Origin of the sequence: Brevibacterium pigmentatum (assembly GCF_011617465.1) — a bacterium.
GTDB lineage: Bacteria > Actinomycetota > Actinomycetes > Actinomycetales > Brevibacteriaceae > Brevibacterium > Brevibacterium pigmentatum.
This window is the reverse complement of sequence record NZ_CP050153.1, coordinates 2,612,215-2,633,513: the sequence shown is the minus strand read 5'-3', so window position 1 is coordinate 2,633,513 and position 21,299 is coordinate 2,612,215. Positions and strand designations below refer to the sequence as shown.

The 21,299-nt window shown below is 66.3% G+C and carries 16 protein-coding genes and 1 pseudogene; 9 read left to right on the top strand and 8 right to left on the bottom strand.

Translation table 11 applies throughout. From position 1 onward, the window contains the following. Positions 1–63: 63 nt before the first annotated feature. Genes GUY30_RS11845 through GUY30_RS11835 form a run of 3 tightly spaced genes read right to left on the bottom strand, consistent with a single transcriptional unit; the run spans position 64 to position 3,298 of the window. Positions 64–786 carry a LutC/YkgG family protein gene (locus GUY30_RS11845; RefSeq protein WP_167197709.1) on the bottom strand — a complete coding sequence of 241 codons (723 nt, stop codon included), beginning with the start codon at positions 784–786 and terminating at the stop codon, positions 64–66. Continuing rightward, the gene (locus GUY30_RS11840; protein WP_228281287.1) at positions 783–2,306 is read right to left on the bottom strand and encodes a lactate utilization protein B; all 1,524 of its coding nucleotides are present in this window, start codon (positions 2,304–2,306) and stop codon (positions 783–785) included. Before GUY30_RS11840 ends, GUY30_RS11845 begins: the two co-directional genes overlap by 4 nt. Beyond that, positions 2,303–3,298, bottom strand: a complete 996-nt coding sequence (locus GUY30_RS11835; RefSeq protein WP_167197706.1) for a (Fe-S)-binding protein — start codon at positions 3,296–3,298, stop codon at positions 2,303–2,305. Before GUY30_RS11835 ends, GUY30_RS11840 begins: the two co-directional genes overlap by 4 nt. A 309-nt stretch (positions 3,299–3,607) precedes the next feature. Between GUY30_RS11835 and GUY30_RS11830 the strand changes: the two genes are divergently transcribed. Then, the gene (locus tag GUY30_RS11830) at positions 3,608–4,528 is read left to right on the top strand and encodes an SCO6745 family protein (protein WP_167197703.1); all 921 of its coding nucleotides are present in this window, start codon (positions 3,608–3,610) and stop codon (positions 4,526–4,528) included. Positions 4,529–4,535: 7 nt separating this feature from the next. Here the strand turns inward: GUY30_RS11830 and GUY30_RS11825 are convergent, their stop codons facing one another. The 3 genes from GUY30_RS11825 to orn form a co-directional block, all read right to left on the bottom strand. Further along, positions 4,536–6,200, bottom strand: a complete 1,665-nt coding sequence (locus GUY30_RS11825) for a SulP family inorganic anion transporter (protein ID WP_167197700.1) — start codon at positions 6,198–6,200, stop codon at positions 4,536–4,538. Further along, positions 6,197–6,568, bottom strand: a complete 372-nt coding sequence (locus GUY30_RS11820) for an ArsR/SmtB family transcription factor (protein ID WP_062862026.1) — start codon at positions 6,566–6,568, stop codon at positions 6,197–6,199. Before GUY30_RS11820 ends, GUY30_RS11825 begins: the two co-directional genes overlap by 4 nt. A gap of 117 nt (positions 6,569–6,685) precedes the next feature. After that, entirely contained in the window at positions 6,686–7,270 is a 585-nt protein-coding gene (gene orn / locus GUY30_RS11815) for an oligoribonuclease (protein ID WP_139909818.1), read from the bottom strand. 311 nt (positions 7,271–7,581) lie between these two features. Here orn and GUY30_RS11810 point away from each other — a divergent pair, with 311 nt between their 5' ends. From GUY30_RS11810 to GUY30_RS11800, 3 genes are all read left to right on the top strand, one after another. Continuing rightward, on the top strand, positions 7,582–9,201 hold the full coding sequence (locus GUY30_RS11810; RefSeq protein ID WP_228281282.1) for a DUF8094 domain-containing protein: 1,620 nt from the start codon (positions 7,582–7,584) through the stop codon (positions 9,199–9,201). A gap of 157 nt (positions 9,202–9,358) precedes the next feature. Then, positions 9,359–10,324, top strand: coding sequence for a tetratricopeptide repeat protein (locus GUY30_RS11805; RefSeq protein ID WP_167200961.1), 966 nt, complete (start codon positions 9,359–9,361; stop codon positions 10,322–10,324). Between the two features lie 167 nt (positions 10,325–10,491). Next, a complete protein-coding gene (locus GUY30_RS11800; RefSeq protein WP_228281281.1) occupies positions 10,492–12,168 on the top strand; it encodes a hypothetical protein in 1,677 nt (558 codons plus the stop codon). Between the two features lie 104 nt (positions 12,169–12,272). On the opposite strand, the gene GUY30_RS11795 is transcribed toward GUY30_RS11800, so the two are convergent. Together GUY30_RS11795 and GUY30_RS11790 are read right to left on the bottom strand one after the other, a co-directional pair. Further along, complete coding sequence (locus GUY30_RS11795; protein ID WP_167200957.1) at positions 12,273–12,665, bottom strand: hypothetical protein; 393 nt, start codon at positions 12,663–12,665, stop codon at positions 12,273–12,275. 131 nt (positions 12,666–12,796) lie between these two features. Further along, positions 12,797–13,147 carry a hypothetical protein gene (locus GUY30_RS11790; RefSeq protein WP_139468900.1) on the bottom strand — a complete coding sequence of 117 codons (351 nt, stop codon included), beginning with the start codon at positions 13,145–13,147 and terminating at the stop codon, positions 12,797–12,799. Positions 13,148–13,261: 114 nt separating this feature from the next. Between GUY30_RS11790 and GUY30_RS11785 the strand changes: the two genes are divergently transcribed. From GUY30_RS11785 to ligA, 5 genes and pseudogenes are all read left to right on the top strand, one after another. Next, a complete protein-coding gene (locus GUY30_RS11785; protein ID WP_167197697.1) occupies positions 13,262–14,473 on the top strand; it encodes a cysteine desulfurase family protein in 1,212 nt (403 codons plus the stop codon). Continuing rightward, positions 14,470–15,682, top strand: a pseudogene (mnmA, locus tag GUY30_RS11780) (tRNA 2-thiouridine(34) synthase MnmA). The gene GUY30_RS11785 and the pseudogene mnmA overlap by 4 nt, the downstream one beginning before the upstream one ends. A 66-nt stretch (positions 15,683–15,748) precedes the next feature. Beyond that, positions 15,749–17,842 carry a S9 family peptidase gene (locus GUY30_RS11775; RefSeq protein ID WP_167197694.1) on the top strand — a complete coding sequence of 698 codons (2,094 nt, stop codon included), beginning with the start codon at positions 15,749–15,751 and terminating at the stop codon, positions 17,840–17,842. After that, positions 17,835–19,058, top strand: coding sequence for a uroporphyrinogen decarboxylase/cobalamine-independent methonine synthase family protein (locus GUY30_RS11770; protein WP_228281280.1), 1,224 nt, complete (start codon positions 17,835–17,837; stop codon positions 19,056–19,058). The genes GUY30_RS11775 and GUY30_RS11770 overlap by 8 nt, the downstream gene beginning before the upstream one ends. Further along, entirely contained in the window at positions 19,055–21,265 is a 2,211-nt protein-coding gene (gene ligA, locus GUY30_RS11765) for an NAD-dependent DNA ligase LigA (protein WP_167197690.1), read from the top strand. The genes GUY30_RS11770 and ligA overlap by 4 nt, the downstream gene beginning before the upstream one ends. The last annotated feature ends 34 nt before the right edge of the window (positions 21,266–21,299 follow it).

Sequence of the window (21,299 nt, the reverse complement as noted above, 5' to 3'; positions counted from 1 at the left end):
CGTTCGCACTCGCCGGTCCAAGTGCGCTCGCCGGCTCGGCAGAATCGAAGGTCCCTGCTGCGCTCAACTGCTGAGGATGATGACGTCGAGGGTGCGCGGTCCGTGCACTCCTTCGACCCGGCTGAGCTCGATGTCGCTCGTGGCCGAGGGGCCGGAGATGAACGTCAGCGGTGCGTGCGCGTCGAGCCGGGATATTCCCTCAGGGACGATGTCGACGATGTCGTCCGTCCGGACGATGCACACATGATGGTCGGGCACGAGCGTGATCGCCCTCCGCCCGCACTCGTCCGATCCGTCGAGGACGATGGTGCCCGTCTGCGCGATCGCCACCGCCGAGGCGGTCACAACCGCCCCCTGAGCGTCGAGTTCGTCGACGCTGAGTTCCTCACCCGGAGCATCGACCCGCACCCCACCGGAGTACCCCGCCAGCCAGGACGAGTCGAGACCGCGGGGGACGACGACCGAGGAATGGCCGCCGATGAGTTCGGCGATCGTCGCGCTCGGGTCGCCGTCGGCGCGGTGGATGTTGGCTTTGTAGTCGACGAGACGGTCGATGAGCAGCTCGATGAGGCTCTCACCCGTGTGTGTGCCCTCATGGTGGTATCCGGCGTCGGCGGCCGTGGCGGCGGTGTTCGCCGAGGCGACTCCACCGGATTCGGCATGTGCCGTGCCGCCGGTGCCCGGTACCGCCGTCCGCGGAGACGACGACACGTATTCCCCGCCGCCGCGGCGACCGAGTGCTTCGCTGATGCGGGCGAGGATCTCCTCGCGGGCGGTATCGGTCATCGCTGTCCCTCCTCGTCGCGGTCGTTCGCTTCCTCTTCGGCCCACAGCTGTCGGAAGCTCTTCTCGGGCAGGGCCGGGATGTCCCGGCTCGATGTCCAGGCACTGGCGATTCCGGGCAGAGCGTTGATCTGCTCACCGCTGGTGACCTTGTGCGCGAGAGGCAGTCCCCTCTCCGCCGCGGCCATCCGCTTCCCGTCGCCCATCATCCATGACGCGCCGGTGAGGGCGGTGTCGAGTTGGGAGGACACAGGGGAGTGGTTGGCTTTGACATCTTCGCCCCGCAGATGGACGAGGATCTCCGGGATGTTGATCTTCACAGGGCACACGTCGTAGCAGGCGCCGCACAGGCTCGACGCGTACGGCAGAGAACCGTTGCCCTGTTCTTGGACTCCCGTGAGCAGCGGGGATAGGATCGCTCCGATCGGTCCCGGATAGGTCGAGCCGTAGGCGTGGCCGCCGGTGCGCTCGTAGACGGGGCAGACGTTCATGCATGCCGAGCAGCGGATGCAGTTGAGCGCCGTACGTCCGTGCTCATCGGCCAGGGCCCGGGTGCGTCCGTTGTCGAGGAGAACGAGATGGACGTTCTGCGGACCGTCTCCCTCGGACTTCCCTGTCCAGAACGAGGTGTACGGGTTCATCCGCTCACCCGTCGACGAGCGTGGCAGCAGCTGCAGGAACACCTCGAGGTCGGCGAACTTCGGCAGCAGCTTCTCGATGCCCATGACCGTGATGAGGGTCTCCGGCAGGGTCAGGCACATGCGCCCGTTGCCTTCGGACTCCACGACGCCGAGGGTGCCGGTCTCCGCGATGCCGAAGTTCGCTCCGGAGATCGCGACCTTCGTGGTGAGGAATTTGTGGCGCAGGTGTCGGCGGGCCGCCTCGGCGAGGACGGCAGGTTCGTTCGTCAGTTCCCCGGCGTCGGGCATCTTGTCCATGAAGATCTCACGGATCTCATCCCGGTTGCGGTGGATGGCGGGAACGAGGATGTGGCTGGGTTTGTCCTCGCCGAGCTGGACGATGAGTTCGGCCAGATCCGTCTCGAACGCATCGATGCCTTCGGCCTCGAGGTGTTCGTTGAGACCGATCTCCTGGGTGGCCATCGACTTGACCTTGATGACCTCGCGACGACCGGTCTCGAGCATCGGCGCATTGTCCTCGATAAGTTCGGTGACGATGGCATTGGCCTCATCGGCGTCGCGGGCCCAGTGGATGATGCCGCCGGCGGCGGTGAATGCCTCTTCGAACTGCGCGAGGTACTCGGGCAGGTTCGCCATCACTTCGTTCTTCGTGGCCTCACCGGCGTCGCGCAGGGCTTCCCAGTCGTCGAGCTCGGAGACGACCTCGGCGCGCTTGGACCGAATCGTCGAGGTGGCGTGGCCGATGTTGTTGCGCAGCTGCTGGTTGCTCAGATGTTCGTGCGAGGCCTCGGGAAAGGCCTCGGCTTCGATGATGTTGCCCTGCCCGCCGGGCAGATCGCTGCGTCGCTTCGACGGCAGCAGCGGCATTCCCAGAAAGGTCATCGCAGGCTCCCTCCGCTCACTTCTGCTCCTTCGCTCGGCACCCGCAGCGGGTCCTCCTTCGTCGATGCGAGGATCCGGGCCAGATGGACCGCGGCTTGACCGACGCGGAACCCGGACTGGGTGCGGCTCGGCTCGGCCGGAGAGGTGCCCCGATGGCCTGGGGTGAGGTGGTCGTCATCGTCGGCACCGACGACCGTCGTCAGCGTCTCGGTCGTGTGCCCCCGCTCATCGGTCGAGCTCGTCTCCTTGACGTGGACGGCGGTGACGTCCGGGGCGCCGTCGCAGCTTCCGGTGCGTTCGAACCGCGACATTCCACCGCCGATGTGCAGCAGACAGGAGGCATCGCCGCCGGTGCAGACATCGGCTTCGGTCGCCTGGATCGTGCGCACCTTGTCGGCGAGCATCGCCGAGGACACCTCCGGGTTCTTCACGGAGAAAGTGCCGCCGAACCCGCAGCAGGAATCGGCCAGAGGCAGTTCGACGAAGTCGATGCCCTCGACGGACCGGACGAGGGAGGACTGTCGATCGCCGAGGCGCAGCAGCCGCATTCCGTGGCACGACGGGTGATACGTCACGCGGTGCGGGAAATAGGACCCGAGATCGGCCGCGGCATCCGTGACGCCTTGGACGTCGGTGAGGAACTGGGTGAGCTCATAGGTGCGTTCGGCCACCTCGGCGGCCTCGGAAGCCAGGGCATCATTGCCCATCCGGGTGGCGACCATCGGCTGCTGGTGGCCGAGCGAGGCCACGCAGGAGGCGGACGGGGCGACGGCGACATCCCATTCGGTGCTTGTGAAAGCGCGGACGTGATTGGCGATGACCGGTTCGGCCTGCGCGAACTTGCCGGAGTTGATGTGCATCTGCCCACAGCACGACTGGCCTTCGGGGAAGATCACCTCATGGCCGAGTCGGCGCAGAATTCTCACGGTTGCCTGCGCAACCTCGGGATACATCGCATCGACGATGCAGGTGGCGAACAGTGCGATCCTCATCTGACCTCCAAGCCGGACGCTGTGCTGATGCGGTTGGCGGGATCGGCTTCCGACCGGGACGATGCCGTGGTCGCAAACGGTCCGTGTCACTCCGTGCTCAGACCGTAGCACCGGGTCCTGACGCGGCAAATGGACACGACCGGAGGGGCGCGCCGGTGCGCGGATCGACGCGGAAGTCCGGCCACCTCGGGGGAGGGGCAAGCGATTTAGGTCCTATGGGACTGCGCTAATCTCCGGCGCCGATCAGAGCGGCGACGATGCACGTGCAGACCCATTTACCTGGGACGGGACCGCCCATAGGATGACGATATGGATTCCCAGCGCACACAGAACATCAGAACGGTCTCGGCCCGCATCAACTCCTTCCACTCGTCGATGTACTTCTCACAGACGGTCGGCGCCGAATACGCCAAGTACGGACTCGAACCCGGAGTCGAGGGCAATATGGCCGCGCGTTCGGCGCCGCTGGGGCGGGTGAATCCCGGAGTCGTGTCCGCCGCGTACTACAACTATTCCCCGAATTTCGTCGCCGATCTGCTGCCGCGACTGTGGGAGACGGTGAGCCCGGAGCAGATGGTCCAGGCCCGCTTCGACGCCGTGTCCGCATTCATGGCCGAACTCTTCGGCGACCGTGACGACATCGCCCTGCTCACCGAGGCGGCCCACCAGATGACGGAGACGCTGGCTCCTGTGCTCGCCGCCATGGACTTCTCCGGCCGCACACTGGCCGCGGCCACCGCCGACGTCATCGGCGGCCACCAGGCGGCCACCGCGTTCGAGAGGATGTGGGACGTGGCGACCGTGGCCCGCGAATTCCGCGGCGACGGCCATGTCGCCTCACTCGTCACCGCCGGCGTGCCCGGAATCGACGCCCTCATGCTCGACGTCGCGACCGGTGCAGGATTCCGTCCGCGAGCGGCACAGAAGACGCGCGGCTACACCGATGCGGAATGGAAGACCGCGCAGACCAGGCTCGCCGAGGCGGGGCTGATCACCGTGGACAAGGACGACCGTGGGTACGACCTTCCCACCATCACCGAGGCGGGACGTGACCTGAAGGAACAGGTCGAAGTCCTCACCGACGGCACCGTCGCAGCCGCATGGTCGGCACTCGACGACGAGACGATCGAATCGCTGCTCTCACCGAGCCGTGACCTGGTGCGCGTCATCGCGAAGTCAGGTGCCTTCCCGTCGAACATCTTCGCCCGCCCCGAGAAGAAGGCCGGCTGAGGCACGATCAGCTCTGCCGTGCCCGCTCCACATGCGAGCGGGCATGGGCGAGGGCAGCAGGCAGCTCATCGAAGAGATGCTTGTGGTGGCGCAGTGCGGCGAGCACCCCGACCTGTTCGAACAGTCCGGCCTGGCTGTCTCTGACGCCCTTGATGAGCACAGTGATCCCGCGGCGTTCGAAGGCTGTGACCATATCGGTGAGGATGTGTGCGCCGGTGGCGTCGACGAGTTCGAGCTGCGACATGCGCAGCACGACGACCTCGACTCCCCGCAGCCTCAGAACCTCATCCGAGATGCGGTCGGCCGAGGCGAAGAACAGCGGTCCGTGGAAATGGACGATGGCGATCCTCTCAGCACCCGGATACTCGGACTCTGATTCCGAGAGTCGTTCGATGCGCACCGAGGTGATCGACGACAGCTTCCGCAGAGCGAAGACCGCGGCAACGACGACGCCGATGCCCACGGCGACGATGAGGTCGAATGAGATGGTGATGAGCGCAGTGATGACGAACCCGAAGGCATCGGACTTCGTCGAGCGCAGAATCGACCGCATCGTCTTGAGATCGACCATCCGGACCGCCGTGACGAAGAGGACTCCGCCGAGGGCCGCCAGCGGAATCCGACTCACCGGTCCCGCAGCCACCAGCACGATGAGCAGCAGCACGGCCGCGTGGACGATCGAGGCCAGGCGCGTGCGACCGCCGGCACGGATGTTCACGGAGGTGCGGGCGATGGCACCGGTGGCAGGGATGCCGCCGAACAGCGACGATCCGATCGAGGCGACGCCCTGGCCGACGAGCTCACGGTCAGGCTGGTAGGCGCCGGCGTCGGACATCGACGAGGCGACCCTGGCCGAAAGCAGCGACTCAATGGCCGCGAGCGCGGCGATCGTGCCCGCCGCCGGCAGCAGTGACGGCAGGGAGGCCGGGTCGACGACCGGCAGGCTGGGGGTCGGCAGCGACTGGGGGATCTCTTCGATCGTGGCCAGGGGATTGGGCACGATTCCGGCGAGCACGGTGACGACGACGATGCCGACCAATGATCCGGGGATCGACTCATGGAACTTCGGAGCCAGCAGCATGCAGACGGCGACGATCGCGACCGCACCCAGGGAGTAGGGCAGATACGACCAGTCCGCCGACGAAACGAGCTGCACGGCGGCGGCGAAGGCATTCGTGCTCACCTCGCCCGGAGCCAGATCATCGGGGGCCGTCACGAACGGCACCTGTTGGAGGAAGATGATCGCAGCGATGCCGACGGTGAAGCCTTCGATCACCGGCCAGGGGATGAAGGACACCGTCCGGCCGAGCCGGAGCAGTCCGGCCACGACGACGATGAGTCCGGCGATGAGGGTGACGGCGATGACGGCCTCGGCGCCGTGGCTGGCGACGAACGGCACGAGGACGACGGCCATGGCACCAGTGGGACCGGAGATCTGCAGGTGGGATCCGCCGAAGACCGCGGCGAGGAAGCCTGCGACGATTGCGGTGATGAGTCCCTGATCGGCAGTGAGCCCGGAGCTGACTCCGAAGCCGAGAGCCAGGGGCAGGGCGACGATGCCGACAGTGGCGCCGGCGAGGAGGTCCTTCGGCCAGGAGCGGCGGGTCTCACGGTAGTCGGCGACCGACGGCAGCAGAGATCGGGTGCGGCGCAGCGGAGATGTCGGGCTCATGCCGTATCCGCGCCCGGGATCTTTGGCAGCGAACGGGCTTCGGCGAGTCGCTGCTCATCGTCTTCGAGCATCGTCAGCAGCAGGCTCCTGGCCACCGCGAGCAGCTCTGCGGTGCGCCGGTCGGCCAGACGGTAGTAGACATGGCTGGCCCGACGTTCGGATTCGACGAGACGGTGGCGCCGCAGCACTGCGAGATGCTGCGAGAGGTGCGAGGCCTCGAGCGCGGTCTCGGCCTGCAGATCGGCCACGCTGACCTCGTCGTTGCCGGAGAGGAGCTCGAGGATGCGGATGCGGAAGGGGTGGGCGAGGCCCTTGAAGAGGTTCGCCTTGACCTCGTACAGGGGTCGCTGAAGCTGATTCAATGGCATGATGAAACCATCATATCGAACGCTCGGGTTCAGATCCGGCTGGTCTCAGAGAATGAACAGCCCGGTTCCGCAGCTGCGGAACCGGGCTGTGCTCACGATCGCCTCGGAAGGCGGCGGTCAGTCCTCGTCGGTCGCCTTCGGGTAGGCCTCGGCCACCTCGGCGGCAATCGATTTCGCCTCATCGGAACTCGGCCCCTCGGCGGAGAACACGGCCTTCCGGTAGTACTGGAGCTCGATGATCGAGTCGATGATGTCTCCGAGTGCACGGTGGCCACCGTGCTTGGCCGGTGCCTGGAAGTAGGCGCGTGGGAACCACTGCTTGGACAGTTCCTTGATCGAGGAGACATCGATGATCCGGTAGTGCAGGTGCTCGACGAGTTCGGGCATCTGTTTGGTGAGGAACACCTTGTCGGTGCCGACCGAGTTCCCTCCCAGCGGTGCCTTGCCGGCCTCGGGGACATGCTTCTTCACGTATTCGAGGACTCGGGTCTGCGCCTCGGCGACTGTGGTGCCCGCATCGAGTTCGGTGATCAGGCCCGAGGTGGTGTGCATGTTCGTGACGAATTCGTTCATGTTCGCCCGTGCATCCGCCGAGGGCTTGATGACGATGTCGATTCCGTCGTCGAGGGGGTTGAGCTCGAAGTCGGTGACGATCGCAGCCACCTCGATGAGTTCGTCCCGCACCTCGTCGAGGCCGGTCATTTCGCAGTCGATCCACACAATTCTGTTGTTGCTCACCCGCCCAGCTTAGGGCAGGGGGCGGTGTTGGGGACATTCCGGGACCGAATCGGTGCCCATCCGCGGGCGGGATCGCGCCCGCCTCGGCGAGGGTGGAGGACGGGGCACGGACGGCTGTCGGAGGGCCGCCTCGGTGACGTTCGGGGGAGGGGAGTGCCTGTGAACGTCGACACACACTGAGTGTGCGCACAAAGGCGATGTCCGGTAAGTGACTTAAACTTGGAGTGTCCCCGAACGAGGGGTGCCATTTTGCTCGGCTGAGGGAAGGTTCGCACGTGCGTTACACAATCGCTGTGATTCTCATGGTGGTGGGTGTCGTCGTCGGTGGCCTCGGCATCCTGCAGAAGACCCTGTGGGCGCCGGAGGATACGATCACTGCCACCGCACAGATCGACGCCGACAAACCGGCAGTCATCGTCGACCCCGGAATGCTCAACCTCTACGAAACGCCTGCGACCCTGACGGTCGAGGGCAGCGGTGATCTCACGATCGCCCAAGCTCCGATCGAGAACGTCGAAGCCTGGGCGGGACAGTCCGCCTATGATCGCGTCACCGGGATCGCCGAAGGCGGCAAGCTCACGGTCAAGGGCACCGACGGCGAGGGCAAGGTTCCCAACCCCGCCGGGGCCGATCTGTGGCAGTCCGAGGTCACCGGCACCGATTCGGTGGAACTGGAATGGAACGACGACGCCAACCGCACCGGATTCCTCGTCGCCGGCGACGGAGAAGCCGGAAAGGTCGAATCCGTGACCCTGACTTGGCCCAACCATGCCGAGACCCCATGGGCGCTCCCGCTGATGATCATCGGCGGTGTCATCTTCATCGTCGGCGTCGTCCTCCTCTTCCTCGGCGCGAACAATTCGAAGAAGGAAGCGAACCGGCGCAAGGCTCGCCAGGAGCGCCGCCGCAAGCTCGCCGAGTACGGCACCGCATTCGCCGTCGTCCCCGTGCTCGCGCTCAGCGCCTGCGGGCCGGAAGAGCTGCCCAAGCCCGAGCCCTCCGAGGCTCCGAGCTCAGCGGCCGCGGGAGTCACCGACGACCAGGCGAAGCGGATCCTCGACTCCGTGGCCGCCGACGTCAAGGCCGCGGACAAGAAGACCGATAAGAAGGCACTGGCCGAACGTGCGACCGGACCCGCGCTCAAGCAGCGGGAAGACCTGTACAAGGTCAAGGAGAAGGTCGAGGATCAGAAGATGGCGCCGGCAGTGGCCAGCGAAGAGATCGTCGCCAACTACACCTCCGCCACCGACGCCTGGCCGCGCGTGACCAGCCTCATCACCTCCGCCGGCGGAAACTCGCAGTTGCTGGTGCTGACCCAGGAGGATCCGCGCAGCGACTACAAACTGTGGTCGCAGACCCAGCTGACGGCCGGCACGAAGCTGCCCGAACTGCCCGACTCGCGTCAGGGCGCGAAGATGCTCGAACCAGGATCCAAGGACTTCGTCACGACTCCGGAGAAGGCCGTCGCCGACTACGCGAAGGCTCTCGGCAGCGGAGCGGACTCGAAGGAAGCGAAGAAGTTCGAGTCCGATGATTTCTCGAAGTCCATCTGGAAGAACCAGAAGGATCAGAAGGCCAGCGCCGAAGAAGGCAAGGCCGAAGTGGACTACAAGTACACCCCGGGCAAGGAGCTCGTCGCCCAAGGCACCGCCGGTGACGCCGCCATCGTCACGGGAGTCATCGACGCGGAATCGACGATCAGTCCCGAATCGAAGGAAGGACGCACCGGCACCCTGTCGCTGTCGTCGCCGCAGAAGGAGCTCGTCGGCTCCGGGTCGACCCAGCAGCCTGTGACGACGAAGACCACCCAGGTGCTCACCTTCCTCGTGCCCAAGGACGGCAAGGTCAAGCTCATCGGCGGTCTCGAGACACTCGCCGGGGCCGAAGCAGGCTGAGGCGGACGGGTCGGCACCGTGGCGCTCCTTCCCTGACGGCTGAGGAAATAGCCGTGGGCGCACCGATGTTGATACGTTCTGTTGGATAAACATGGATCAGGTGCGTCACGGTTTTCACCGAGCCCACCGACCGCGTCACAAAGGAGACCACGTGTCAATGGAGCCCTCGCAGGAGAATACGCAGCCCAACCAGGGACTCGACCTGTCGGCAGTGCGCAGCAAGAATATGCCCGCCGACCAGGGCGGGCAGGCGGCCGGTGCGGGTGCCGGCGCCGGTGGCGCCGGCGGCCAGGCAGGTCAGGACCCGAACGCGGTCGCCGTTCCGGGCCTGGTCTTCGACGTCGATGAATCGACCTTCACCAGCCTCGTCGCGATCTCCGACCGCGTGCCCGTGGTCATCGACCTGTGGGCCGAATGGTGTGAGCCCTGCAAGCAGCTCTCCCCGGTCCTCGAGCGCGTCGTCACCTCCTATGGGGGACGCCTGGTGCTGGCGAAGGTCGACGTCGATGCGAACCCGCGTCTGCAGCAGGCATTCGGCGTCCAGTCGATCCCGACGGTCGTCGCCCTCATCAAGGGCCAGCCCGTGCCGCTGTTCCAGAGCGCTCTGCCCGAACCGCAGGTCCAGGCGTACTTCGACGAACTCCTCAAGCTCGCCGGTGAGAACGGTGTGACCGGCTATGCGGCCGTCGGGGGAGCCGAACCCGAACCGGCCGGTCCCGCCCACCCGGAGGCCGAGGAGGCACTCGCCAAGGGCGACTTCGACACCGCCGAGAGCCTGTTCAAGGCCGCACTGGCGAACTCTCCGGCCGACGAGGAGGCGAAGTTCGGTCTCGCACGGGCAGGTCTGGGCCGCCGACTCATCGACCAGGAACCGGCCGACCTCATCGCCGCCGCCGAAGCCGACCCCCAGGACGTCGAAGCCGCGAAGGCCGCCGCCGACGCCGAGATCGTCAGTGGCAACGCCGACAGCGCCTTCAACCGACTCATCTCTCTCATCCGCACCACCGCGGGTGATGAGAAGGAATCCCTGCGCCTGCGGGTCCTCGACCTGTTCGAGGTCCTCGGCGCCGACGACCCAGCCGTGACCAAGGCACGGACCGCACTCATGAGGGCATTGTTCTGATCCAGCAAATCCGACTCATCACCGCCATCCTCTTCGGCGTAGCGGCACTCACGCTCGCCGGACTGGTCATCTCTGCGCTCTCGGTCGTCGGCACCGACGAGATCACCGAGACGCCCGCTTTCAAGGTCAAGGACGGGGCGTACGCCGTCGTCCTCGACGAAGCGATCGTGCCCTATTCCGGCTCGAGCGTGACCGTGACGGCGAAGAACTCGAAGGGCACGGAGCTCTTCGTCGGCACCGCCAGCGGCGTCGACGCCGACAGCTACCTCGACGGGGTGGCGCAGGAGCAGATCAGTGATGTGTCGTTCCCGAACTCCGCCTCCCACCGGTTCACTCCCGGTGATGCGAAGCCGGAGGCCGATATCACCGACCGTGACTGGTGGATCAGCACGGACACGGGAAAGACGGTCGCGAAAACCTTCGACCTCGATGCCGAACCGCAGGTGCTCGTCATCGCCCCTGCGAACTCCGATGACAGTCTCGACGGAACGACGGTGAGTCTCCAGATGCGCGTCAAGGGCGTGTTCGCACTCAGCCTGCTCGGCATTGCCGGCACGATCTTCCTCGCCGGATTCTCGGTGTTCTTCTTCATGCGCTGGTGGTCCTCACGCATCCGCCCGCCCAAGAAGGACGTCGGTCGCTCGGGCAAAAGGGGATCCGATGGCGGCGGCAGCAACGGCCGCGGCGGCTCGGATGGCGGCGGAAGCGGCCCCGACGAACGCAACCCCCGCCGAGGCGGCCAGTCAGCGGCCGATGACCGCGCGGGCAAGGGCGAGCCAGGTCCGGCGACTCAGCCGATCTCGACGGTACAGCCGGGAACCGCAAGCTCAGCGCCGCCTCGGCGACGGGATCTGCGGAACCGTCGGTCCCTGCGGACGGTGACGGCCGCGATGATAGGCACGGGACTCGTGCTCAGCGGCTGCGCGAACATGCCGATCGCCAAACCCAGCAGCCCGGATGTCACCCCGTACGAGCGCACCGCGGTGCGCCCCGGTGAGGCCGGGAAGTTCATGACGAACTACACGGAATCGCTCGACAAGACCCTCGGCGACAAGGGCACCGACCTCGACAAGATCCAAGCGGCACCGCTCATCGATCACACCCGCGCGCAGATCCAGATCGCGGACAACGCGAAGCAGAAGCTGCGCGCACCGAACTTCACCGAGGTCGTCGCCGGCAGCCCGAGCTTCACCGAATACCCGATGTGGTTCTACGCCTTCGGCACCGCGGACAAGAAGTCCACGGACGGGGACAAGCAGCTGACCCAGGTGATGTTGGTAACGCGGGAATCGGCGTCGACCGACCCCCTCGTGCGCCAGGCATCGTATGTGCCCACCGATCAGGTTCCGGCGCTCATGGCCGACGATCAGGGAGCCGTGGAAGAGGCACCGGAGGAATTCTCGAGCGATCTGACCACCGCCTCCGGAGACGTCTCGTCGTTCCTCGTCGACGGCAAGGCGAAGTCCGGGGGACCCGATGGGCTCAAGGAAGGCGGATTCAAGGGATTCCGCGACTACGTGGGTGACCTGCGGGACAAGGACTCCGGCTTCGACAAGGTCGACGTCGACTGCAAGCCCTATGAGGACCTCAAGTTCGAGGACATGACCCTGAGCACCGAGAACGGTGCGATCGGGATGGGCGAAGTCCGCTGCACGCTGACGATCAAGGCGCCGTCCGACTACGCTCTCGACCTCGGCGACACCGTCGAGGCCGTGAAGACGAATGACAAAGAGGGCGACACCATCAAGGTCGACACTGCACACCCCTATGTGCTGATGAAGACCGGTGACGAGCTCACCGCGGTGGCCACCGACTGGAACGTCATCTCCTCCAAGGTGGAGTGACCCGGGGCTGCAGTTCGCTCGTCGTGTCAGCACCCGCGGGTTCGAAGTTCATACGCGCTGATCACGATCACCGCATATGAGCTTTGAACCCGCTCATGCGCCGCTCAGTCGCGGTTCGCGCGGCGGCCGACGCGCAGCAGCCACCATAGGCCGATGAGCGGCAGAATCAGCGGAATGTAGCCGTAGCCGCTGCCGAAGTTCGACCACACCGACGGCTTCGCGAAATCCTCGGGGTGGGTGCGGCTGAGGATGCCGACGACGATGACGCCGACGAACTCGACCGCGCAGGCGGCGACGGCGATCCGGTGTGAGATGCGGTTGCCGATGACGAGGCAGACCGTGGCGAGGATGTAGATCACCGCTGCCAGCGCCGAGAGCGAATACGCGATCGGCGCGACGTCGAATTCGCGGATGAGCTGGTAGCCCGCCCGGGCCGTGGCCGAGAGCGCGAAGACCCCGTACACCGCCGTCAGCGCCCGTCCCGGTCCGGTATGCATCGCCGAGAACGGTGACCGTCCCGTCTTTCCCTTCGCCGAGGCGGCCGAGGAGTCCGGGTTGTCCGCCGCGTTCGCGCTGCCTGCTGAGTCCGCATCGTCGGCGGAGTCTCCGCCGAACCGATTGCGCCTGGTCACTGCCAAATCTGGTCCAATCTCTCGATCATCACGATCACCGTCAGTCCTGCCGCGGCCAGCACACCCGGCCCCCAACGGCTCAGTTCCGCAAACGCCCAGAACCCGGCCAGCGCCATGACCATGATCGCTGTGATGATGTAGCCGAAGTAGAGCAGCGGGTCGACATCATGTGTGGAGCCGAAGGTCGCGATCGAGATGATCAGCTGCACGATGAGCAGCAGCAGAAGCAGAGCGGCACCGCCGAGCAGAGCCTTGCCGGCCGGGCGGTTGCGGATGGTCTCGACGATCGACCACAGGGTCAGGATGCCGGTGGCGGCATAGAGGACGATGGTGAAAACGGTGAACACGGAGACCAGTTTAGTCGGCCATACCAGCCGGCAACTCGTCCGGATGTGTCGCTTGGCAGGTGAGATGCCGCACGGATCCTGGCCGTAGCCTGGCTCACGCCCTAAAATTGCAGGGTGCCCATCTATCTCGATCACGCAGCCACCTCGCCGATGCCCGCCGAGGTGCTCGAGGTGTACACGAAGGAGCTGGCTCGTCGGGCCAACCCCTCGGCCCTGCATGCGGTCGGACAGGCGGCACGGATGCGCATCGAAGAAGCACGCGAGGCCATCGCCCGCGCGGTCGGTGCGGCCACCTCGTCGGAGGTGATCTTCACTTCGGGAGGCACCGAGGCCGACAATTTCGCTCTCAAGGGCCTCTACCTCGCTCGCAACAACGGGACGTTCACCGCGCCCGCACGCCCGCGGGTGCTGACGACGACGATCGAACACCCCGCTATCCTCGAGACCGTGGAATGGCTGGAGGCGCAAGGCGCCGAAGCCGTGTACCTCGACGTCGACTCGGCGGGGCGTCTCGATTTGGACGCGGCGACCGCTGAATTGCGCCGCGATCCCGAACGCACCGCGCTCATCAGCGTGATGGCCGCGAACAACGAGATCGGCACTCTGCAGCCGATCGCTGCGATCGGTGAAGTCGCCGCGGACCTCGGCATTCCCTTCCACATCGACGCCGTGCAGGCCCTCGGGCAGATTCCGCTCGACTTCGCTGCGCTCAAGGCGACGGCGATGACGATCACCGCGCACAAGATCGGCGGTCCCGTCGGCATCGGCGCACTCCTGCTCGACCGTGGGGCGACCCCGACTCCGATCCTCCACGGCGGGGGACAGGAGCGCAGCGTGCGTTCGGGCACCCTCGACGTCGCCGGTGCCGTGGCCTTCGCCGCCGCCGTAGACCTCGTCACGGCCGACCTCGAGACCCGGTCGGCACGACTGTCGGCGCTGCGTGACCGCCTCATCGCGGGAATCGAATCGAGCATCGACGGTGCCGTGCTCTCGGGCCCGCGCGGAGCGGACCGCCTGCCGGCCAACGCCCATTTCACGTTCCCGGGCTGCGAGGGGGATTCGCTGCTGTTCGGTCTCGATGCCAGGGGATTGGCCACCTCGACGGGATCGGCCTGCTCTGCCGGCGTCTCCCGTCCCTCCCATGTGCTCTTGGCGTGCGGGATGGATGAGGACAGCGCCCGCACCACTCAGCGCTTCACGCTCGGTCACGATACGACCGAAGCCGATGTCGATGCCCTGCTCGCGGCCCTGCCTGAGGTCGTCGACCAGGCACGCCGAGCCGGGATGGTTTCGGCAACACCCCGATGGATGCAAGGAGCATCATGAGAGTACTCGTCGCCATGTCCGGCGGAGTCGATTCGTCTGTAGCCGCGGCACGTGCCGTCGCTGGACACGAAGTCGTCGGCGTCCACCTCGCCCTGTCCCGGATGCCCGGCACCCTGCGCACCGGATCGCGCGGCTGCTGCACGATCGAAGACTCCCGCGACGCCCACCGCGTGGCGGGGATGCTCGACATCCCCCTTCTACGTCTGGGACTTCTCCGAGCGGTTCAAGGAAGACATCGTCGATGACTTCATCGCCGAATACGCCGCCGGCCGCACCCCGAACCCGTGCATGCGCTGCAACGAGCGCATCAAGTTCGCCGCCCTCCTCGACCGCGCCCTGGCGCTCGGCTTCGACGCCATCGCCACCGGTCACTATGCCGAGGTGCTCCGCGATGACGAAGGGCGACCCGAACTGCACCGCGGTGAGGACCTGGCCAAGGACCAGTCCTACGTCCTCGGTGTGCTCACCTCCGATCAGCTCGAGCACTGCTACTTCCCGATCGGTGCGACCGCGTCGAAGGCCGAAGTGCGTGCCGAGGCGGCCGAGCGCGGTTTCTCCGTGGCGAACAAGCCCGACTCCTATGACATCTGCTTCATCCCCGACGGGGACACGAAGGCCTGGTTGGCCGACAAGATCCCGATGCGTCCGGGACTCATCAAGGACTCCGGAGGCGAAGTGCTTGGGCGTCACGACGGAGCGATGACGTACACGATCGGTCAGCGCAAGGGCCTCGGCATCGAGAAGCCCGCTGCCGATGGCAAGCCGCGCTTCGTCACCGGCCTCGACCCGGCGACGAACACCGTCACCGTCGGATCGCGCGCCGATCTCGCGGTCTCCCACCTCACCGGCATACGCACCTCCTGGGCCGGAGCGGCTCCGTCGGATATGGGGGACACCCCGGAGACCGGAATCGACTGCGAAGTGCAGATCCGCGCCCACGCCGACCCGGTTCCGGCCCGTGCCTGGCTCGGCGATTTCGTCGCCGAGGCACCCGAGCATGAGGCGAATCCGATCATCGACGAGGTCGAGGTGCCCGCCGCACGTCCGGCCGGGCAGCTCATGCACGTCGACGTCGATGAGGAGCTCTCCGGAGTGGCCCCGGGCCAGACCATGGTGATCTACCGCGGCACTCGCGTGCTCGGCCAGGCCACCATCGACTCCACGGCGAAGGACCGCATCACCCCGGCACCGGAATTCGCCGACGCCTGAGCTGCCTCACCTCACTTAAGCGACGAGTTCGGGCCCGATGTCGGCCACTGACGATACTCTGGGGGCATGAAGGAATTTCCCCAAGATGTCGTCACGGCACCTTATGGAACCTGGTCTTCGCCTCTCAACGCCGCTGAGGTGGCTGCCGGTGCTGCTCCGATCTTCGATGCCGCCTTCCGCGGAGATGAGATCTTCTATTCGACGAAGATCCCCACAGAGAAGGCTCGCACCGGACTCGTCCGCACCTCGCTGTCGCGTCCGGGAGACAGCGAACAGGTCATTCCTTCCGGCTTCAACATCCGCTCCGCCGTCCACGAATACGGGGGAGCCTCGTGGGCTCTCGATCAGAGCAGCGAGGTCATCTACTTCGTCAACGCCGCTGATCAGCGCGTCTGGCAGATCATTCCGGGGCGTGCCCCGCACGCCCTGACCCCGGACACCTCGGGGCGGATCCGCTATGGAGATCTGCACATGAGTCCGTGGGGTCTGCTGTGCGTGCGTGAGGACTGCCGGTCTACCCGGCGTGAACGCGCCATTGTGCTGCTGACCAAGCACGGGACGACGAATGTGCTCTCGAGCCACTCCCACTTCATGGCCTGGCCCAGGCTGTCGCCCGACGGCAGCACCCTGGCATTCATCGGCTGGGAGCACCCGAACATGCCCTGGGACGGAACGACTCTGCGGCTTGTCGATGTGCGCACTCCGGCCACCCCTGCGGTCGCCGTGCTCAGCGGTGACGGCGTCGAACGCCCGCGCCGATCCGATCCGGGGATGCCGAGCCCGACCGACCCGGGAATCTCGTTGCTCCAGCCGGAGTTCACCTCCGATTCCTCGCTTCACGTCATCTCCGACCACGAAGGTCACTGGTCGCTGTACGGCCTCGACATCGACCCCGTTTCCAGGCGCCCCATCGTCACCGACGCACGCCACGCACCGGCTCCCGCTCAGCTCGACATCGACCGTCTGCGTCCGGTCATCGACACCGGCGAGGAGATCGGCGGTGCCCTCTGGCAGCTGGGCACGAGGTGGCACCTCAACGACGGCGACGAGGTGTGGGCGCATTCGCAGGGGGCCACCGCGACACTCGTGCGCCGCCGTCTCACTGACAGTCCCGTCGCGCTCGAACCAGACCAGTCCTCACCGTCTTCCGACCCGGCCGCACCGAACCCTGTCGCCACTCCCTGGGAGACCATCGACACGACGGGGGAGACCTTCGGCACGATCGAGCTCCTCGACCTCGGACGCACCCACCTGCTGCTGACGGCGAAATCGACACGGCGTCCCGGAGTCCTCTACGCCGTCGATCGGGTGACCGGACTGTTCACCGAGATCGCCAGCGAACGCCTCGACACCCACCAGGGCTATTACTCCCGCCCGCAGGTCGGCGAGCTCGGGGGAGTGCCCGTCGTCATCCATCCGCCGCACAATCCCCGCTTCGCCGCCCCCGATGACGAACTCCCGCCCTACATCGTCTCGATCCACGGCGGACCGACCGGGCAGGCAACCCCGGAGATGACGGCCCGCACGAGCTACTTCACCTCCCAGGGAATCGGCGTCCTCGAAGTCAACTACGCCGGGTCGACCGGCTTCGGTCGCGCATGGCGTGACCGGCTGCGCGGCGGATGGGGAGTCGTCGACGTCGAGGACACCGTCGCCGCCGTCAACGGACTCGTCGCAGCCGGACTCGCCGACCCGAACCGCATCGCGATCTCCGGAGCCTCCTCGGGCGGATGGACCGTGCTGTCCGCCCTCGCCTCGACGAAAGTGTTCGCCTGCGGCACCTCGTATTTCGGAGTCACCGACCTCATGCGCTTCGTCGTCGACACCCACGACTTCGAATCCCATTACATCGACGGACTCGTCGGCCCCTGGCCCGCCGCCCAGGACGAATACATCACCCGTTCGCCGATCCGCCGGACCACCGATATCACCGTGCCCGTGGCCGTCATGCAAGGCGACCGTGACCCGATCGTCCCACCCTCCCAGGCCCAGGAGTTCGTCGATACACTCGAACTGGCCGGAGTGGAGTACATTTACCGTCTGTACAAGGGCGAATCCCACGGCTTCGTCCGCGCCGAGACCATCATCGATTCCCTGGAAAGCGAGTTCGGATTCTATGTCGACGTATTCGGAATCCCCCACGCCCACCAGCATGGCTGATCGCCGCACACCCGACCGCGACCGGAACAGCGATCGTTCCGACAGAGACCGGTCCGATCGGTCAGACCGTGACCGTCCCCATCGCGACCGTCCCGGTGACACCCTCGCCGAGGCGGCCACCCCCGAGATCCCGACGTTCGTTCTGCCCGCTGCCACGACCACAGGAATCTGGCTGCCCGGAGCCCGTGATCCGCGCCGCGGCTACATCGCGACAAGCCCCGTCCGCGAGGCCGCGGCCACAGGCTTCGACGTCCTCGCCGACCAGCTGCCGCCGGTGCCCCTGACCGCTCACCAGGCAGAGGGCCGGTGGGGTGCCGACGCGATCGGCCGTGCCGTCGGTCTGCTCACCGAACTCCACGTCGACCGCACGTCCTACGGATGGCGGCTGACCGCCTCGGCGGGCAAGGACGAACGACTCGAGGACTCGGCCCTGATCGAAGCCTTCGACGCGATCGCCGAGTACGGGGCCTCCCGGCCCGGACAGATCCAGATCAGTCTGCCGGGACCGTGGACGCTGGTGACCGCGCTGAGCCTGAGTTCCGGCGCCCGCGTCCTCGGCGATTACGGCGCCCGCCGCGACGTCGTCCAGGCCTACGCCTTCGGCATCGCCGCGTTCACCGACCGCATCGCGGGCCTGGGCATGCAGCCGACGGTCCGCCTCGTCGAATCCCGCCTGAACCCTGTCCTCACCGGCACCTGGCCGACGGTGTCCGGGTGGGCGAGCCTGCCCGCCATCAGCGAAACCCAGGTGTGGGCGGCCCTCGAATCCACCCTGCGCCACCTCCCACCCGCCGTGCTCGCGCTGCCGAACCTCGACCCTCTGCGCCTGCAGGGCAAGGAGATCCCCGCCGCCGAGGCGGTCCGCCGCACCGGTGCCCGTTCCGTGTCAGTGCCGTTGGCTAGCCTGAGGACACACAGCTGGGAGCAGCTCGCGATCCTCGCCGAGGCGGGGCTCGGCACCTGGATCAAGCTGCCGACCGAGGCCGGTGGACGATCGGACGCGGTCAATCACTGGTGCGAGCGGATCCGCACCCCGTGGTCGCGCATCGGCATGGGGGTCGCGAGTCTGCGCGAATTCGGGATCATCGCCGGGCCCGAACTGCCGATGACCTACCCGCCGCTGTTGGAGGACCAACAGGGCATCGGACCCGAGCGCAATCGGGGGACCATGACCATCGCCGCCGGTCTGCGGCGGGCTCTTGAGGAGATCGAATGACCACGACACCGGAGAACGCTGACTCGAAGGCGCAAGCGTCGGCGCCCGATCTGCAGAACGCAGACCTGTCGGATGCGGCCACACGTGCCCAGGTCCATGCGCAGCTGACGGAGACGATCGAGGAGCTGCGCGCCGCCTACTATCAGGACTCCCTGCTCGTCTCCGATGCCGAGTACGACGAGCTCGTCCATCGTCTCGAAGACCTCGAGGCGAAGTTCCCCGAACTCGTCACCGACTCCTCACCGACGCAGACCGTCGGCGGCGTCGTCGACACCTCGACCTTCGACCCGGTCGAACACATCGGTCCGATGTACAGCCTCGACAACGTCTTCGACTATGACGAACTGCGTGCCTGGTATGAACGGGTGCGGTCGGCCACCTCGGTGAAGTCGAAGTTCCTCTGCGAACTCAAGATCGACGGGCTCGCCGTCAACCTGCTCTACCGCAATGGGGAACTCGTGCGGGCCGCGACCCGCGGCGACGGACGCATCGGTGAGGACATCACCGCAAATGTGCGCACGATCTCCGACATCCCGCACCACCTCGACACCGAGCATCCGCCGGCCGAGGTCGAGATCCGCGGCGAGGTGTTCTTCCCCGTCGAGGACTTCGCCGAACTCAACGCCTCCCTCGTCGCCGAAGGCAAGGCCCCCTTCGCGAACCCCCGGAACTCCGCGGCCGGTTCGCTGCGGCAGAAGGACCCGGCGGTCACGGCACGCAGGCCTCTGCACATGCTCGTCCACGGCATCGCCGTGTGGACTGCTGCCGACGATTCGCACCCCGAACCGGCCCACCAGTCCGAGGTCTACGAACAGTTCCGGTCGTGGGGTCTGCCGATCAGCGACTACTTCAAGGTCCTCGAGACCGTCGACGAGATCGAAGACTTCATCTCCTACTACGGCGAACACCGCCACGACGTCACCCACGAGATCGACGGAATCGTCATCAAGATCGACGACATCGCCGTGCAGGAGACGCTGGGCTACACCTCACGCGCACCGAGGTGGGCGACCGCCTTCAAATACCCGCCCGAAGAGGTCACGACGAAGCTCATCGACATCCAGGTGCAGGTCGGCCGGACCGGCCGAGTGACCCCCTTCGCCGTGATGGAACCGGTGACAGTCGCCGGATCGACCGTGGAGCGGGCGACCCTACACAACGGCTACGAGGTCAAACGCAAGGGTGTGCTCATCGGCGACACCGTCACCCTGCGCAAGGCCGGAGATGTCATCCCCGAGGTGCTCGGTCCGGTCGCCGCCCTGCGAGACGGAACCGAACATGAATTCGTCATGCCCACCCACTGCCCGTCCTGCGGAACCGAGCTCGGTGAGCAGAAGGAAGGCGACAAGGACCTGCGGTGCCCGAACTCGCGGTCCTGTCCGGCGCAGCTGGCCAACCGCATCTTCTACCTCGCCTCCCGTGCGGCCTTCGACATCGAAGCCCTCGGCGAAGAAGCTGCCTTGGCGCTGACAGCACCGGCCGAACCGGAGACGCCACCGCTGACCTCGGAGGCCTTCCTCTTCGATCTGACTCCGGAGGACTTGGCCGATGTCAAGATCTGGAGGAACAAGAAGGTCAAGGGTGTGGAGACCGGTGAGCGTGAGCTCGTGCCCTACTTCTACACCCGCGGGACAGCGAAGAAGCCGAGCGCCCCGAGCGCGAACACGAAGAAGCTCTTCGACGAGCTTGAGAAGGCGAAGGACCAGGATCTGTGGCGGGTGCTCGTGGCCTTGTCGATCCGTCATGTCGGACCGACCGCCGCACGGACACTGGCCGCGAAGTTCCGCACCCTTGAGGCCATCCGTGAGGCCAGCCTAGAGGAGCTCTCCGCCGTCGAGGGCATCGGGACGACGATCGCTCAGAGCATCCGCGCATGGTTCGAGATCGAATGGCACATCGAGATCGTCGAGACCTGGGCAGCCGCCGGAGTGCGGATGGAAGACGACGAGGTCGAGGCCGCCGAGCAGACCCTCGAAGGGCTGACGATCGTGGCGACCGGATCACTGAGCTCGTTCACCCGCGACGGAATCAAGGAGGCGATCCTCGGCGCCGGCGGCAAGGCGGCGGGTTCGGTGTCGAAGAAAACCGACTACGTCGTCGCCGGTGAGAACGCCGGGTCGAAGTTGGAGAAGGCTGAGTCGCTGGGCGTGCCCGTCCTCGACGAGGATCAGTTCCGGGTTCTGCTGGAGACCGGCAGCCTCGACTGAGAAGAGTCCGTTCACTGAGCCTCGTGCCTGAGGG